Annotated in this window: 14 protein-coding genes; 9 read left to right on the forward strand and 5 right to left on the reverse strand. The window is 64.3% G+C overall.

The window, feature by feature from the left end; genetic code table 11:
* Positions 1-62: 62 nt before the first annotated feature.
* The 3 genes from AC07VU_RS06905 to AC07VU_RS06915 form a co-directional block, all read right to left on the reverse strand.
* Positions 63-887, reverse strand: a complete 825-nt coding sequence (locus AC07VU_RS06905; protein ID WP_457275112.1) for a nitrilase-related carbon-nitrogen hydrolase — start codon at positions 885-887, stop codon at positions 63-65.
* On the reverse strand, positions 884-2329 hold the full coding sequence (locus tag AC07VU_RS06910; RefSeq protein WP_457275111.1) for a purine-cytosine permease family protein: 1446 nt from the start codon (positions 2327-2329) through the stop codon (positions 884-886). Before AC07VU_RS06910 ends, AC07VU_RS06905 begins: the two co-directional genes overlap by 4 nt.
* Positions 2330-2496: 167 nt before the next feature.
* Positions 2497-3537 (reverse strand): threonine aldolase family protein, encoded by a 1041-nt coding sequence (locus tag AC07VU_RS06915; protein WP_495029641.1) that lies wholly within the window; start codon positions 3535-3537, stop codon positions 2497-2499.
* A gap of 224 nt (positions 3538-3761) precedes the next feature.
* Here AC07VU_RS06915 and AC07VU_RS06920 point away from each other — a divergent pair, with 224 nt between their 5' ends.
* From AC07VU_RS06920 to fdhA, 8 genes are all read left to right on the forward strand, one after another.
* Positions 3762-4505, forward strand: a complete 744-nt coding sequence (locus AC07VU_RS06920; protein WP_492570647.1) for a TraX family protein — start codon at positions 3762-3764, stop codon at positions 4503-4505.
* A gap of 447 nt (positions 4506-4952) precedes the next feature.
* Complete coding sequence (gene glyA / locus AC07VU_RS06925) at positions 4953-6206, forward strand: serine hydroxymethyltransferase (RefSeq protein WP_007926375.1); 1254 nt, start codon at positions 4953-4955, stop codon at positions 6204-6206.
* Between the two features lie 23 nt (positions 6207-6229).
* Positions 6230-7480: a sarcosine oxidase subunit beta family protein gene (locus tag AC07VU_RS06930; protein WP_007926378.1), complete on the forward strand. Its 1251-nt coding sequence runs from the start codon at positions 6230-6232 to the stop codon at positions 7478-7480.
* Between the two features lie 14 nt (positions 7481-7494).
* Positions 7495-7824 (forward strand): sarcosine oxidase subunit delta, encoded by a 330-nt coding sequence (locus AC07VU_RS06935; protein ID WP_007926380.1) that lies wholly within the window; start codon positions 7495-7497, stop codon positions 7822-7824.
* Entirely contained in the window at positions 7821-10838 is a 3018-nt protein-coding gene (locus tag AC07VU_RS06940; protein WP_101339315.1) for a sarcosine oxidase subunit alpha, read from the forward strand. The genes AC07VU_RS06935 and AC07VU_RS06940 overlap by 4 nt, the downstream gene beginning before the upstream one ends.
* A gap of 156 nt (positions 10839-10994) precedes the next feature.
* Complete coding sequence (locus AC07VU_RS06945; RefSeq protein WP_062824389.1) at positions 10995-11627, forward strand: sarcosine oxidase subunit gamma; 633 nt, start codon at positions 10995-10997, stop codon at positions 11625-11627.
* Between the two features lie 157 nt (positions 11628-11784).
* Entirely contained in the window at positions 11785-12642 is an 858-nt protein-coding gene (gene purU, locus AC07VU_RS06950) for a formyltetrahydrofolate deformylase (RefSeq protein WP_007926386.1), read from the forward strand.
* A gap of 211 nt (positions 12643-12853) precedes the next feature.
* Positions 12854-14053, forward strand: a complete 1200-nt coding sequence (gene fdhA / locus AC07VU_RS06955; protein WP_009045939.1) for a formaldehyde dehydrogenase, glutathione-independent — start codon at positions 12854-12856, stop codon at positions 14051-14053.
* A gap of 62 nt (positions 14054-14115) precedes the next feature.
* Here fdhA and AC07VU_RS06960 read toward each other — a convergent pair whose 3' ends face one another.
* On the reverse strand, positions 14116-14682 hold the full coding sequence (locus AC07VU_RS06960; RefSeq protein ID WP_274304872.1) for a hypothetical protein: 567 nt from the start codon (positions 14680-14682) through the stop codon (positions 14116-14118).
* A gap of 344 nt (positions 14683-15026) precedes the next feature.
* On the opposite strand from AC07VU_RS06960, the gene AC07VU_RS06965 reads away from it, so the two are divergent.
* Positions 15027-15599 (forward strand): DUF2780 domain-containing protein, encoded by a 573-nt coding sequence (locus tag AC07VU_RS06965; RefSeq protein WP_097135183.1) that lies wholly within the window; start codon positions 15027-15029, stop codon positions 15597-15599.
* On the opposite strand, the gene yihG is transcribed toward AC07VU_RS06965, so the two are convergent.
* A complete protein-coding gene (gene yihG, locus AC07VU_RS06970) occupies positions 15600-16487 on the reverse strand; it encodes a 1-acylglycerol-3-phosphate O-acyltransferase, YihG family (protein ID WP_495029642.1) in 888 nt (295 codons plus the stop codon).
* Between the last annotated feature and the right edge of the window lie 172 nt (positions 16488-16659).

The raw sequence follows: 16659 nt of genomic DNA on the forward strand, positions 1-16659 counted from the left end.
CGCGCGTGGATCAGGGGCGAAAAGGCGAAGGGCCGCGAGTGTTGCCCGCGGCCGGGGAGGGCTCAGTACAGCGCCGGGCGGCGGTCCAGGTGTACGTGGTTATGGGCGCTGATGTGCTTGTGCCGGGCGTCCGCCAGGGGCAGCTCCGCCAGCAGCAGTTGCTGCTGGGGCTGACGGGCGCTGCCGGCCAGCGGATATCCGTCGGCGTCGACGATCAGCGAGCCGCCGACCCAGGCCACGCCACGCTCGTCGCCGCAGCGGTCGCAAGCGGCGATGAACATGCGGTTGACCGCGGCGTTGGCCTGGACCCGGACCATTTCCGCCGGGCGTTCGCCCGCCGGACGCGGCCCGTCCGGCCAGTTGACCGGGGCGCAGAGCAGGGCGGCGCCGGCCAGCGCGGGCAGGCGCACCCACTCCGGGAACTCCAGGTCGTAGCAGATCAGCATCGCGATCGCGCCAAAACGGGTTTCGATCACCGGCGGCGGCTGCTCGCCCACGGTGAAGACCCGCTTTTCCCGGTCCCACAGATGGGCCTTGCGATACACCGTCACCCGCCCCTCGGGCTCGACCAGCGCGGCGCTGTTGGCCACTTGCCCGGCATTCAGGCGCTCGCAGAAACCGCCAACGATCACCACCTGCAGCTCTGCGGCCAGGGCCTTCCACAGGGTCAGCGTCGGCCCATCGAGGGCCTCGGACAGCGTCAGCGCCTCCTGCCGATCGGTGAACACATAACCGCTCTGCACCAGTTCTGGCAGCACCACCACCTGGGCGCCCTGGGCTGCGGCCTCGCGGATGGCCCGCTGGCCCAGCTCGCGGTTGTAGTCGAGCTCGCCCACCCGTGGGGCGATCTGCTGGCAGGCGACTTTCAGGGTGGGCAATCCAGTCATTGGCCGGCTCCTTCCAGTTGGCGTTCGCTGGCCTGGATCGCCAGGCGCTCGGCGTCCAGGTCCAGGCCCCGGGTCAGCGCCCAGTAGGCCACGCCGGCCACGGCCAGGCCGATGACAAAGGCAATGTCCGCGCCCTCCAGCGCCTGGGCCACAGGGCCCTGGTAGAAGCTCAGGGACATGAACGGAATCATCGCGACCAGGCCGAGGAAATAGGCGATGAGCCCGGGCATGGCCCAACGGCCATAGATGCCGGCCGGGTTGAAGATGTCGCTGATGGCGTAGTGACCTTTGCGCACCACGTAGAAGTCCGCCAGGTTGACCGCGGTCCAGGGCACCAGGAAATACAGCATCAGCAGCACGAAGGTATTGAAGCTCGCCAGGTAGCTGTCGGGAATGTTCATGGCGATCAGGAAAATCACCACCGCCACCAGGGCGATGCCCACCACCCGGCTCTTGAGGTTCGGCTGGATCTGCAGGAAGCCGTCGATGGCGCTGATGCCGGTGAGCATCGCGCCGTAGCAGTTGACCGCCATGATGCCGACCAGGGCGGGCACGGCGATCAGCACGGTAAAGGTGCCGAAGCCCGGGATCATCTGATTGCCGACTTCGCGGACGCTGCCGATGGCGTCCGGGGACGGCAGGGCGGAGGCGAGGAAGGCACCCAGGGACATCAGCCACAGCGCCGAGCCCGCGGCGCCCAGGTAGGTCCAGAAAATCACCTGGCGCGACGAGGTCTTGTGCGGCAGGTAGCGCGAATAGTCCGAGACATACACCGAGTAGCTGATCTGGTAGCCGGCGGCCGCCGACAGCTGGATCAGGAACGCCGACCAGGAGAAGTGCGCGTCGGCCACGGCGGCGTCGGCCTGCAGGGTCATCAGCGCGCTGATGGTCAGCACGGTGAACACGCTGATCATGATGTAGGTCAGCCAGCGCTGCACGGCGTGCAGCAGGTCATGCCCGACCACGGCGATAATCACCGCGAGGATGATCATCAGGCTGTACCAGGGCGCCCGCGCGCCGGGGACCACGGTGTTGATGGCGTCGGTGGCGAGGATCACGTTGAACACGTTGAAGCCGATGTAGACGAAGACCACCGCGGTGAAGGGCACGATGGCCCCGCGCAGGCCGAATTGCGCCCGCGACTGGATCATCTGCGGCAGGCCCATGCGTGGTCCCTGGTTGGCGTGGAAGGCCATGCAGAAGGTGCCCAGGCACACGCCGATGACGATGGCCAGGATCGAGTAGTGCAGGCTCAGGCCGAGGGCGGCGCCGGTGAAGCCGGTGACCATGGTGGTCAGGACGAAGTTGCCGGTGAACCAGAACGGACCCTGGTGCCAGACCTTGCCGTGGCGCTCGTGGCGCGGCACGTAGTCGATGGAGCGGGTTTCGATCTTGAGGCTGGGGGACGGGGCTTTTTCCGTTGCCGCGGGCAGGCTGGTCATGGGGCAGTGCCTTGTTTTTATAAATTGACCCCGGAGTCTCGGATATACGCCTGTGATGTTGAATCAGTGGAGGGAAATAATCAGTTCAGGAATTTGTGAACTGATGTCACGCAGCGCCGGCCCACCGCTCCCGATCTCGACAGGAGGCGGCAGGCCGGCGAGGGCATTCAGCCGGCCATGACCTGGCGAATGTCCGCGGCCAGTTCGCGGACCCGCGCTTCTTCGGTGTCCCACGAGCACATGAAGCGCGCGCCGCCTTTACCGATGAAGGTGTAGAAGCGCCAGCCCTTGGCGGTCAGCGCGGCGATGGCCGGTTCCGAGAGTTGCAGGAACACGCCGTTGGCCTGCACCGGGAACATCAGCTCCACCCCTGGAATGTCCGCCACCAGTTCGGCCAGCAATTGCGCGCAATGGTTGGCGTGGCGGGCGTACTTGAGCCAGGCGTCGTTTTCCAGCAGGCCGACCCAGGGCGCCGACAGGAAGCGCATCTTCGAGGCCAGCTGGCCGGCCTGCTTGCAGCGGTAGTCGAAGTCTTCGGCCAGCTTGTGGTTGAAGAACAGAATCGCCTCGCCCACCGCCATGCCGTTTTTTGTGCCGCCGAAGCACAGCACGTCGACCCCGGCTTTCCAGGTCAGGTCGGCGGGCGAGCAGCCAAGGAAGGCGCAGGCGTTGGAGAAGCGCGCGCCGTCCATGTGCAGGTTCAGCCCCAGCTCTTTGCAGGTGGCGCTGATGGCGCGGATTTCTTCCGGGGTATAGACGCTGCCGACCTCGGTGGCCTGGGTCAGGGTCACCACCCGTGGCTTGGGGTAGTGGATGTCCTGGCGCTTGAGGGCGATGTCGCAGATCGAGTCCGGGGTCAGCTTGCCGTTCTCGGTGCCGGCGATCAGCAGCTTGGAGCCGTTGGAGAAGAATTCCGGCGCGCCGCATTCGTCGGTTTCGACGTGGGCGGTTTCCGAGCAGATGACGCTGTGGTAACTCTGGCACAACGACGACAGGGCCAGGGAGTTGGCGGCGGTGCCGTTGAAGGCGAAGAACACCTCGCAGTCGGTCTCGAACAGCTTGCGGAAATAATCGGCGGCGCGCGCGGTCCACTGGTCGTCGCCATAGGCGCGTTCGTGGCCGCGGTTGGCCTGGTCCATGGCCGCCCAGGCCTCGGGGCAAATGCCGGAATAGTTGTCGCTGGCGAATTGTTGGCTCTTGTCGGTCATGGCCGTCTTCCGTGCTAAGGGTCCGAGAGGGGAGTCCTTCGATAAAGGGCTCCGGATAAGGCGCTCCTGGGTAAGGAGCCCTTGGGTAAAGCGTCCGCAACGAGGTCTGGGCCGGCAGGACAGCGCAGGCCCCGCAGAGATCGGTGGAGCGCCACTTTACCCAAGATTGAGGGGGGAGCACACGCTCTGTTTATGGGTGAAAAATGCACAGGCCATGAGGATATATGCCAGACCCGCTGCTGACCCCGCTGGCCGCCCGACGCGATGGCGCCCTGGACCTGCTCAAGTGGCTGGCGCTGCTTTGCATGGTGCTCGATCACCTGCGCTACGTCGGCTGGAGCCTCGATCTGCTGTATGTGCCCGGGCGCCTGGCGTTTCCCTGGTTCTGCCTGGCGCTGGCGGCCAATGTGGCGCGGGCCGGCGCGGTGGGTCGCGAGGGCGCGGGGCAATGGCGTTACCTGGGCTGGCTGCTGTTGTTCAGCCTGCTCAGCGAGGTGCCGTACCGGCTGTACATTCCCGACCCCGACACCCTGAATGTGCTGCCGACCCTGGCCCTGGGCCTGTTGGTGGCCCGCGCCTGGCAGCGTCGCGGCGGGCTGGCGCTGTGGCTGGGGATCGGCGCGGCCTTGCTCGGCGGGCTGTTCGACCGGTACCTGATGTTCGGCCTGTTCGGCGTCTTGCTGCCGCTGGCGATGTTGCTGGTGCTGCTGCGCCGCTGGTACTGGGCGCTGCTGCCGGGGCTGCTGTGCCTGGCGGCCAACCAGTGGCAAAGCCTGCTGCCGGCGGCGCGCCTGGGCAGTCAGGTGGCCGCCTGGGCGCTGCTCGCCTGCGTGCTGGCGCCGTGGCTGGGGCTGGCGATCCTGCGCCGGATGCGCGGTTTTTCGCCGCCACCGATGCGGCGCTGGGCCTATCTGCTGTATCCCGGGCATTTCCTCCTGCTGCTGATGCTGCGCAACCTGCTGGCCTGACGGCGAACCGTTGTCGCTACGAACGCCCTGTAGCCGCTGCCGAGCTGGCGAGGCTGCGCTCGGCCGCGAAGCGGTCGTAAAACCAGGCAACCTGTTCTTCCAGGCATATCGCGTGCTCAGGTTTTGCGAGGACTGCGTCCTCGAGCGCAGCCTCGCAGGCTCGGCAGCGGCTACAGAGGCGACACGCCAACCCGAAACCCGTCGCGCCACTGGTCGGTGGCGGGTGCTGGCGGTCGCGGGCAAGCCACCGACATAGAGCCTTCGGCGCGTGGCGCCCGCAAGCATTTGTCTCTCTGCGCCAGGCCATGTCGTAAACGCACCTTTGCGTGGCGTCCATAGGCATTTGGCCGGTCAGCGCCGGTCATACCATCGCATCCAAAGGGCACTACCGCAGGGTACGTGCCTCACCGAGACGAAAGGCGCACCGCCGCCGCTGGGAGAGACGCGATGTTCAGCAAGCAAGACCAAATCCAGGGTTATGACGATGCACTGCTGGCGGCCATGAATGCCGAGGAGCAACGTCAGGAAGATCACATCGAGCTGATCGCGTCGGAGAACTACACCAGCAAGCGCGTGATGCAAGCGCAAGGCAGCGGCCTGACCAACAAGTACGCCGAAGGTTATCCGGGCAAGCGCTACTACGGCGGCTGCGAGCACGTGGACAAGGTCGAGGCCCTGGCCATCGAACGCGCCAAGCAACTGTTCGGCGCCGACTACGCCAACGTCCAGCCGCACTCCGGTTCCTCGGCCAACAGCGCCGTGTACCTGGCCCTGCTGCAAGCCGGCGACACCATCCTGGGCATGAGCCTGGCCCACGGTGGCCACCTGACCCACGGCGCCAAGGTGTCGTCCTCGGGCAAGCTGTACAACGCCGTGCAGTACGGCATCGACACCAACACCGGGCTGATCGACTACGACGAAGTCGAGCGCCTGGCCGTCGAGTGCAAGCCGAAGATGATCGTCGCCGGCTTCTCGGCCTACTCCAAGACCCTCGACTTCCCACGCTTCCGCCAGATCGCCGATAAGGTCGGCGCGCTGCTGTTCGTCGACATGGCCCACGTCGCCGGCCTGGTCGCCGCTGGCCTGTACCCGAACCCGCTGCCTTACGCCGACGTGGTCACCACCACCACCCACAAGACCCTGCGCGGTCCGCGTGGCGGCCTGATCCTGGCCAAGGCCAACGAAGAAATCGAGAAGAAGCTCAACGCCGCGGTCTTCCCGGGCGCCCAGGGCGGCCCGCTGATGCACGTGATCGCCGGCAAGGCGGTGTGCTTCAAGGAAGCGCTGGAGCCTGGCTTCAAGGCCTACCAGCAGCAAGTGATCGACAACGCCCAGGCCATGGCCGGCGTCTTTATCAAACGCGGCTACGATGTAGTGTCCGGCGGCACCGACAACCACCTGTTCCTGGTCAGCCTGATCCGTCAGGGCCTCACCGGCAAGGAGGCGGACGCCGCCCTGGGTCGCGCGCACATCACCGTGAACAAGAACGCCGTGCCGAACGATCCACAGTCGCCGTTCGTGACCTCCGGCCTGCGTATCGGCACCCCGGCGGTGACCACCCGCGGCTTCAAGGTTACCCAGTGCGTGGAGCTGGCCGGCTGGATCTGCGACATCCTCGATCACCTCGGCGATGCCGATGTCGAGGCCAATGTCGCTCGTCAGGTATCGGCCCTGTGCGCGGACTTCCCGGTTTATCGCTGAGTGCGGTTTTGGAGTAAATGACTATGCAACGCTACTCGGGCTTCGGCCTCTTCAAGCACTCCCTCAGCCACCATGAAAACTGGCAGCGCATGTGGCGCACGCCGACCCCGAAAAAGGTCTACGACGTGGTCATCGTCGGCGGTGGCGGGCATGGCCTGGCGACCGCCTACTACCTGGCCAAGGAGCACGGCATCACCAACGTCGCCGTGGTCGAGAAAGGCTGGCTGGGCGGCGGTAACACCGCGCGCAACACCACCATCGTGCGTTCCAACTACCTGTGGGACGAGTCGGCGCACCTGTACGAACACGCGATGAAACTGTGGGAAGGCCTGTCCCAGGACCTCAACTACAACGTGATGTTCTCCCAGCGCGGCGTCTACAACCTGTGCCACACCCTGCAGGACATCCGTGATTCCGAGCGTCGGGTCAGCGCCAACCGCCTCAACGGCGTGGACGGCGAGCTGCTCAACGCCAAGCAGGTGGCGGACGAGATTCCGTACCTGGACTGCTCGAAAAACACTCGCTACCCGGTGCTGGGCGCTACCGTCCAGCGCCGTGGCGGCGTGGCCCGTCACGACGCCGTGGCCTGGGGCTTCGCCCGTGCCGCCGACGCCCTGGGCGTGGACCTGATCCAGCAGACCGAAGTGATCGGCTTCCGCAAGGAAAACGGTGTGTGCATCGGCGTGGAAACCAACAAGGGCTTCATCGGCGCCAAGCGCGTCGGCGTGGTCACCGCCGGTAACTCCGGGCACATGGCCAAGCTCGCCGGCTTTCGCCTGCCGATCGAATCGCACCCGCTGCAAGCGCTGGTGTCCGAGCCGATCAAGCCGATCATCGACAGCGTGATCATGTCCAACGCGGTGCACGGTTACATCAGCCAGTCCGACAAGGGCGACCTGGTGATCGGCGCCGGTATCGACGGCTGGGTCGGCTACGGCCAGCGCGGTTCGTACCCGGTGATCGAGCACACCATCCAGGCCATCGTCGAGATGTTCCCGATCCTTTCGCGGGTGCGCATGAACCGCCAGTGGGGCGGCATCGTCGACACCACCCCGGACGCCTGCCCGATCATCTCCAAGACCCCGGTGCCGAACATGTTCTTCAACTGCGGTTGGGGCACCGGCGGCTTCAAGGCAACACCTGGCTCGGGCAACGTATTCGCCGCGAGCCTGGCCAAGGGTGAAATGCACCCGCTGGCCGCACCTTTCTCCATCGACCGTTTCCACAACGGTGCGCTGATCGACGAACACGGCGCTGCAGCTGTCGCCCACTAACAGGAGAAATCCCTATGTTGCACATCTTCTGTCCTCACTGCGGCGAACTGCGCTCCGAAGAGGAATTCCATTCGTCCGGCCAGGCGCATATCCCGCGTCCACTGGACCCGAACAACTGCACCGACGAGGAGTGGGGCGACTACATGTTCTTCCGCGACAACCCTCGCGGCCTGCATCACGAGCTGTGGATCCATGCCGCCGGCTGCCGTCAGTACTTCAACGCCACCCGCGACACCGTGACCTACGAGATTCTCGAAACCTACAAGATCGGTACCAAGCCGCAATTCACCGACAAGACCGATAGCCCGAAAGCGGCCACGCAGGCTCTGGGAGAGAAGGTATGAGCCAGTCCAATCGCCTGTCCAACGGCGGACGCATCGACCGCAACAAAGTCCTCAGCTTCACCTTCAACGGCCAGACCTACAAAGGCTTTGAAGGCGACACCCTGGCCGCCGCCCTGCTGGCCAACGGCGTGGACATCATCGGTCGCAGCTTCAAGTATTCCCGGCCGCGCGGCATTTTCGCCGCCGGTGCCGAAGAGCCGAACGCGGTGCTGCAGATCGGCGCCACCGAAGCCACCCAGATCCCCAACGTGCGCGCCACCCAACAGGCGCTGTACCAGGGCCTGGTCGCCACCAGCACCAACGGCTGGCCAAGCGTCAACAACGACATGATGGGGATTCTCGGCAAGGTCGGTGGCAAGCTGATGCCGCCGGGCTTCTACTACAAAACCTTCATGTACCCGCAATCGTTCTGGATGACCTACGAGAAGTACATCCGCAAGGCCGCGGGCCTGGGTCGCTCGCCGACCGAGAACGATCCGGACACCTACGACTACATGAACCAGCACTGCGACGTACTGATCGTCGGTGCCGGCCCCGCCGGCCTGGCCGCGGCCCTGGCGGCTGCGCGCAGCGGTGCGCGGGTGATCCTCGCCGACGAGCAGGAAGAATTCGGCGGCAGCCTGCTGGACAGCCGCGAAAGCCTGGACGGCAAGCCGGCGGCCGAGTGGATCGCCACCGTGGTCGCCGAGCTGAAGTCGCTGCCAGACGTGACCCTGCTGCCACGGGCTACCGTGAACGGCTACCACGACCATAACTTCCTGACCATTCACGAGCGCCTGACCGACCACCTCGGCGACCGCGCACCAATCGGCCAGGTGCGCCAGCGCATCCACCGGGTGCGCGCCAAGCGCGTGGTACTGGCCACCGGCGCCTGCGAGCGTCCGCTGGTCTACGGCAACAACGACGTGCCGGGCAACATGCTGGCCGGCGCGGTCTCGGTCTACGTGCGCCGCTACGGCGTGGCACCGGGCAAGAAGCTGGTGCTGAGCACCAACAACGACCACGCCTACCGTGTGGCCCTGGACTGGCTCGACGCCAGCCTGCAAGTGGTGGCCATCGCCGATGCCCGTCACAACCCACGCGGCGCGCTGGTGGAAGAAGCCCGCGCCAAGGGCATTCGCATCCTCACTTCCAGTGCGGTGATCGAAGCCCGTGGCAGCAAGCATGTGACCGGCGCCCGCGTCGCGGCGATCGACGTCAAGGCTCACAAGGTCACAAGCCCGGGCGAGTGGCTGGACTGCGACCTGATTGCCAGCTCCGGCGGCTACAGCCCGGTGGTGCACCTGGCGTCGCACCTGGGCGGCAAGCCGATCTGGCGTGAAGACATCCTCGGTTTCGTACCGGGCGAAGCACCGCAGAAACGCGTGTGTGTCGGCGGCATCAACGGCGTCTATGGCCTCGGCGATTCCCTGGCCGACGGTTTCGAAGGTGGCGTGCGTGCCGCCAGCGAAGCGGGTTTCAAGGCCGTGGAAGCGATACTGCCCAAGGCCCTCAGCCGTGTGGAAGAACCGACCCTGGCGCTGTTCCAGGTGCCCCATGAGAAAGGCACCGCGCGGGCACCCAAGCAGTTCGTCGACCTGCAGAACGACGTCACCGCCGCCGCCATCGAACTGGCGACCCGCGAGGGCTTCGAGTCGGTCGAGCACGTCAAACGCTACACCGCCCTGGGCTTCGGTACCGACCAGGGCAAGCTCGGCAACGTCAACGGCCTGGCTATTGCGGCCCGTTCGCTGAACGTGAGCATCCCGCAGATGGGCACCACCATGTTCCGTCCGAACTACACGCCGGTGACTTTCGGCGCCGTGGCCGGTCGTCACTGCGGGCACATCTTCGAGCCGGTGCGTTTCACCGCGCTGCATGCGTGGCACGTGAAGAACGGCGCCGAGTTCGAGGACGTCGGCCAGTGGAAGCGCCCCTGGTACTTCCCGAAGAATGGCGAAGACCTGCACGCCGCGGTCAAGCGCGAGTGCAAGGCGGTGCGCGACAGCGTCGGCCTGCTCGACGCCTCGACCCTGGGCAAGATCGATATCCAGGGTCCGGACGCTCGTGAGTTCCTCAACCGCATCTACACCAACGCCTGGACCAAGCTCGACGTGGGCAAGGCGCGCTACGGCCTGATGTGCAAGGAAGACGGTATGGTCTTCGATGACGGCGTGACCGCCTGTGTCGGCGAAAACCACTTCATCATGACCACCACCACGGGCGGCGCCGCGCGCGTCCTGCAATGGCTGGAGATCTATCAGCAGACCGAATGGCCGGACCTCAAGGTGTACTTCACCTCGGTCACCGACCACTGGGCGACCATGACCCTGTCCGGGCCGAACAGCCGCAAGCTGCTCAGCGAAGTCACCGATATCGATCTGGACAAGGACGGCTTCCCGTTCATGACCTGGAAAGAAGGCCTGGTGGGCGGCGTGCCGGCGCGGGTGTTCCGCATTTCCTTCACCGGCGAGCTGTCGTACGAAGTCAACGTCCAGGCCGATTACGCCATGGGCGTGCTGGAGCAGATCGTCGAGGCCGGCAAGAAGTACAACCTGACCCCGTACGGCACCGAAACCATGCACGTATTGCGGGCTGAGAAGGGCTTCATCATCGTCGGCCAGGACACTGACGGCTCGATGACTCCGGATGACTTGAACATGGGCTGGTGTGTCGGTCGCACCAAACCGTTCTCGTGGATCGGCTGGCGTGGCATGAACCGCGAAGACTGCGTGCGCGACCAGCGCAAGCAACTGGTGGGCCTGAAGCCGATCGACCCGAACCAGTGGCTGCCGGAAGGCGCGCAACTGGTGTTCAACACCAAGCAGGCGATCCCGATGAGCATGGTTGGTCACGTGACCTCCAGCTATGCCCATAACTCCCTGGGTTATTCGTTTGCCATGGGTGTGGTCAAGGGCGGCCTGAAGCGGATGGGCGAGCGGGTGTTCGCGCCATTGGCCGACGGCACGGTGATCGAGGCGGAAATCGTTTCTTCGGTGTTCTTCGATCCGAAAGGCGATCGCCAGAACGTTTAACAAAGGTCCTGTAGCCGCTGCCGAAGGCTGCGATAAGGTTCGAAGAACCTTCCGGCGCCATCAAGAGCGGCGCCTGCTTCGCAGTCGTTCGCAGCCTGCGGCAGCGGCTACAGGATCGGTGGTTTTCGCACAACAGAATTTCAAGACAGGTGCTCTATGACCGCAGTCAACGTTTACCAACAGCGCCCGACCACTGGCGCCAAAGCCGAGTCGTCGCTGCACCATGCCGACCTCGCCAGCCTGGTGGGCAAGGGCCGCAAGAACGCAGGCGTGACCCTGCGCGAGAAGAAACTCCTCGGCCACCTGACCATCCGTGGCGATGCTCATGACCCGGCCTTCGCTGCCGGCGTGCACAAGGCCCTGGGCCTGGAGCTGCCGGTGGCCCTGACCGTGGTCGCCAAGGGCGAAACCAGCCTGCAGTGGATGGGGCCGGACGAGTGGTTGCTGGTGGTGCCGAGCGGCGAAGAATTCGCCGCCGAGAAAAAACTGCGCGAAGCGCTGGGCGACCTGCACATCCAGATCGTCAACGTCAGTGGCGGCCAGCAGATTCTCGAACTGTCCGGCCCGAACGTGCGCCAGGTGCTGATGAAGTCCACCAGCTACGACGTGCACCCCAACAACTTCCCGGTGGGCAAGGCCGTTGGCACTGTGTTCGCCAAGTCGCAACTGGTGATCCGCCGCATGGGCGAAGACACCTGGGAACTGGTGATCCGCCGCAGCTTCTCCGATTACTGGTGGTTGTGGCTGCAGGATGCCGCCGCCGAATACGGCCTCAGCGTCCAGGCCTGACGCGAATCCCTGTAGCCGCTGCCGCAGGCTGCGATCGACCCCGCAGGGGGCGTCGCTCTTGAGGGCGCTGGAAGGTCCTTCGACCAACGTGGCCCGGACTTATCGCAGCCTGCGGCAGCGGCTACAGAAGTGTACTTACGAACAGGAGTCACCCCGCATGAGTCGCGCACCCGATACCTGGATTCTCACTGCCGACTGCCCCAGCGTGCTCGGCACGGTGGACGCGGTGACCCGCTTTCTGTTCGAGCAGGGCTGCTACGTCACCGAGCACCACTCCTTCGATGACCGGCTTTCGGCGCGTTTTTTCATTCGCGTGGAATTCCGCCAGCCCGAGAACTTCAACGAGCAGGGCCTGCGCGACGGTCTGGCCGAGCGCGCCCGGGCTTTCGACATGAACGTCGAGCTGACCCCGCCGCAGCATCGGCCGAAAGTGGTGATCATGGTCTCCAAGGCCGATCACTGCCTCAACGACCTGCTCTACCGCCAGCGCATCGGCCAACTGGCGATGGACGTGGTGGCGGTGGTGTCCAACCATCCGGACCTCAAGCCCCTGGCCGACTGGCACCAGATCCCGTACTACCACTTCCCCCTGGACCCCAACGACAAGCCGTCCCAGGAGCGCCAGGTGTGGCAGGTGATCGAGGACTCCGGCGCCGAACTGGTGATCCTTGCGCGCTACATGCAAGTGCTGTCGCCGGAGCTGTGCCGCAAGCTCGATGGCAAGGCGATCAACATCCACCACTCCCTGCTGCCCGGTTTCAAGGGCGCCAAGCCTTATCACCAGGCCTACAACAAGGGCGTGAAACTGGTGGGCGCCACCGCGCACTACATCAACAACGACCTGGACGAGGGCCCGATCATCGCCCAGGGCGTGGAAGTGGTGGACCACAGTCATTACCCCGAGGACCTGATCGCCAAGGGGCGCGATATCGAAGGCCTGACCCTGGCGCGGGCTGTGGGTTATCACATCGAACGGCGGGTGTTTCTGAACGCCAACCGGACGGTGGTTCTATGACCTGTAGCCGCTGCCGCAGGCTGCGATCGACCCCGTAGGGGGCGCCGCCCTTGAGGGCCCTTCGACCAACGTGGCCCGGACTTATCGCAGCCTGCGGCAGCGGCTACAGCGAAGCGATTTTGAAGAACGAAACAGCATCTGTACCCGAGCACTCTACGCGCTGCCTTTTTCCGGCAACGCGGTTTCATAAAAACAACAGCGAGGTGAAAGCATGTCTGGTAATCGTGGTGTCGTGTATCTCGGCAACGGCAAGGTCGAAGTACAGAAAATCGACTATCCAAAAATGCAGGACCCGCGTGGCAGGAAGATTGAGCACGGCGTCATCCTGCGCGTGGTATCCACCAATATCTGCGGCTCGGACCAGCACATGGTGCGCGGCCGTACCACTGCCCAGGTCGGCCTGGTCCTGGGTCACGAAATCACTGGCGAGGTGGTGGAGAAGGGCAGCGACGTCGAGAACCTGAAGCTCGGCGACCTGGTCTCGGTGCCGTTCAACGTGGCTTGCGGGCGCTGCCGTTCCTGCAAGGAGCAACACACCGGGGTCTGCCTGACCGTCAACCCGGCCCGCGCCGGCGGTGCCTACGGCTACGTCGACATGGGCGACTGGACCGGTGGCCAGGCCGAGTACGTGCTGGTGCCGTACGCCGACTTCAACCTGCTGAAGCTGCCGGACCGCGACAAGGCCATGGAGAAGATCCGCGACCTGACCTGCCTGTCCGACATCCTGCCGACCGGCTATCACGGCGCGGTAACGGCCGGCGTTGGCCCGGGCAGCACCGTCTACATCGCCGGTGCCGGCCCGGTAGGCCTGGCCGCGGCTGCGTCCGCCCGTCTGCTGGGCGCGGCGGTGGTGATCGTTGGCGACGTCAACCCGGTGCGCCTGGCCCACGCCAAGGCCCAGGGTTTTGAAATCGCCGACCTGTCCAAGGACACCCCGCTGCACGAACAGATCGCCGCGCTGCTCGGCGAGCCGGAAGTGGATTGCGCGGTCGACGCGGTGGGCTTCGAAGCCCGCGGCCATGGTCATTCCGGTGCCCAGCACGAAGCGCCGGCCACGGTGCTCAACTCGTTGATGGGCGTGGTGCGGGTCGCCGGCAAGATCGGTATTCCGGGCCTCTACGTCACCGAAGACCCGGGCGCGGTGGATGCCGCGGCCAAGATGGGCAGCCTGAGCATCCGCTTCGGCCTCGGCTGGGCCAAGTCCCACAGCTTCCACACCGGCCAGACCCCGGTGATGAAGTACAACCGCCAACTGATGCAAGCCATCATGTGGGACCGCATCAACATCGCCGAAGTGGTCGGCGTGCAGGTCATCAGCCTGGACGACGCACCGCGTGGCTACGGCGAGTTCGATGCCGGCGTGCCGAAGAAATTCGTCATCGACCCGCACAAGCTGTTCAGTGCGGCCTAAGGCTTTGGCGCAGTAAAAAGGGCGACCCTCGGGTTGCCCTTTTTTATGCCTGTTTTCGATGTTCAGAAACCTGCGCCTGGATAGTGGAGCCAGTATTTCCCGGACAGTATTTCTGCAATGTCGGGTGGCGGGAACACAGACGGCGCATCTCGGTTGAAGCGGGAGCGCCACTGCGGAAGCCACCAATAGTTGAGCGCGGTTCCTCTGGGCTTAAGGACAAAGCCCAGCACTGTGTCATCGATCCGCCCCTCTTTATAAAACCTGTGGCTGTGATCCATGAGGCTCAGGTAATGGTTGATGGGCAGCTTCAGCATCAGGATCGAGGTATAGACCTTCTCCGACTGTGTGCGTGTCGGGCTTTCAAGCAGACCGAGCGCTTCGCAGTAATACGCTTGCGGCTGCTGGGTGATGCTGCTGGCCGTGGGTTCGGCGAGGATATCGAAGACGTTGGTGTCTTCTTGCCAGGCTCTTTCATTACCTTGCTTGAAGTAGTCGGTAACGAAACGGCTCAGCGGGCCGTTGGCTGCGGTTTGGCCCGCACATGCCAAATCATCGACCGGCGACCAGACGCGCCAGGCCACGATGGAGATGAGTGCAATGGCCAAGAGTGGATACAGGATTTTTTTCATTGTGGTTTGCTATGGCTGCTTTGACGAAAACAGCGAAATCATAGACCCGGTTGCATGGGGACCATGCTGAGACTTTTCAGAAACGTCTTTGCCAGGTTATCGGTCAGGGGCCGCTTCTGCGCTGTAGAAGCGAGCCTGCCCGCAATAAAACCTGCTCGACATTGATTCAGGTTTTGTCGTGCGGGGCTAAAGGTCGATCTTCGGAAAACCTGGTTTCGCGCTGGGGAGGTAACCTTGTGGTGATCTGTGATCGGCGACCGGGAACATTCCTATTGGCCACCAGTCAAATGGCTGCTTTTTCCCACCCAATATCGGGTGGTTTTCATGCTCAAGAGGTTGTCTCGATGAAAATTTCCCGCAGTGTTGCACTGGCTACGTTGCTGACCCTGGGAGCCAGCCCGGTTTTTGCCGCAGGCTTCAGCCTGAGCGATGCCGCCAATGCGGTGTCCAGCATGCAGGGTGGCGACAAGGCCGCCGCTGCCGCTCCAACCTCGCAGACCGCCAATCTGCTCAGTGCCCTTTCGCAGCTGGATGTCACGCCGGAGCAGGCCATCGGCGGTACCGGCGCGATGCTGGGCCTGGCGAAGAACCAGCTGAGCAGCACCGATTACTCGCAACTGAGCAAAAGCGTTCCGGGGCTGGACAAGCTCTCGGGCGGCAACGCGCTGGGCAGCCTGGGCGCCTTGAGTGGCCTGCTGGGGCAGAGCGGTGGCAACAAGACCGCCGGCCTGGAGAGTGCGTTGGGTAACGTGCAGAACACCAATGACCTGAACAGCGCATTCAGCGCCCTGGGCATGGACAGCGGCATGATCGGCCAGTTCGCCCCGGTGCTCCTGCAATACCTGGGTCAGCAGGGCGTGGGCGGTTCGCTGCTCAACAGCCTGGGCGGGATCTGGGGCGTCGGCAGCGGCAGTTGATCAACGGCGCTCGGCGCGCAAGGCGTCGATGCGCTGGTCCTTTTCGGTCCAGAGCTGGTTGACCCAGTTCTGGACGGTCTGGCGAAACGCCGGATCGTTTTCGTAATCCCCCTGCCACAACGCCGGGTCCAGCTCACGGGTCTGGATATCGACGATCACCCGCGGCACGTTGCCGCTGATCAGGTCCCAGAAACCGGGAATCTTCTGCTGCGGATAGACCACCGTCACATCGAGGATGGCGTCGAGCTGTTCGCCCATGGCCGCCAGTACGAAGGCCACGCCGCCGGCCTTCGGCTTGAGCAACTGCTTGAAAGGGGATTGCTGCTGCTCACGCTTGGCCGGCGTGAAGCGGGTGCCTTCCAGGTAGTTGACCACCGTGACCGGCTGGCGCTTGAACAGCTCGCAGGCGGCCTTGGTGATTTCCAGGTCCTTGCCTTGCAGCTCCGGGTTCCTGGCCAGGAACGCCTTGCTGTAGCGCTTCATGAAGGGATAATCCAGGGCCCACCAGGCGAGGCCGAGGAAGGGCACCCAGATCAGCTCTTTTTTCAGGAAGAACTTGAAGAAGGGGGTACGGCGGTTGAGGGTCTGGATCAGCGCCGGGATGTCGACCCAGGACTGGTGGTTGCTGATCACCAGGTAAGAAGTGTCGCCCCGCAGCTCGTCACCGCCGCGGATATCCCACTGGGTGGGAATGCACAGGGCGAAGATCAGTTTGTCGATTTCGGCCCAGGTTTCGGCAATCCACATCACCGCCTTCGACGCATAGTCGCGCAGGCGCCCTGGCAGGACCAGCTTGAGCAGGGCGAACACCATCAGCGGCCCGAACAGGACCAGGGTGTTGAGCAACAGCAGCAGGGTGACGAAACAGCCGGTGAGCAGGCGGCGCATAAGGAACTCTTGAAAACCTTTGGGCGCGCCATGATAAGCACCTTGGCCGGGCTGGCCAAATCCTGATGTGCTGACGAATGTTTCACGTATACCGGGATATGCTGGCGGTCAATTTCGCCGACCGTGGCGGCTGCGGGTTTTCTCGCGGGCCGAACCAATTGCCCGGCCACGG

It is taken from the genome of Pseudomonas sp. GW821-FHT02B10 (assembly GCF_059421865.1).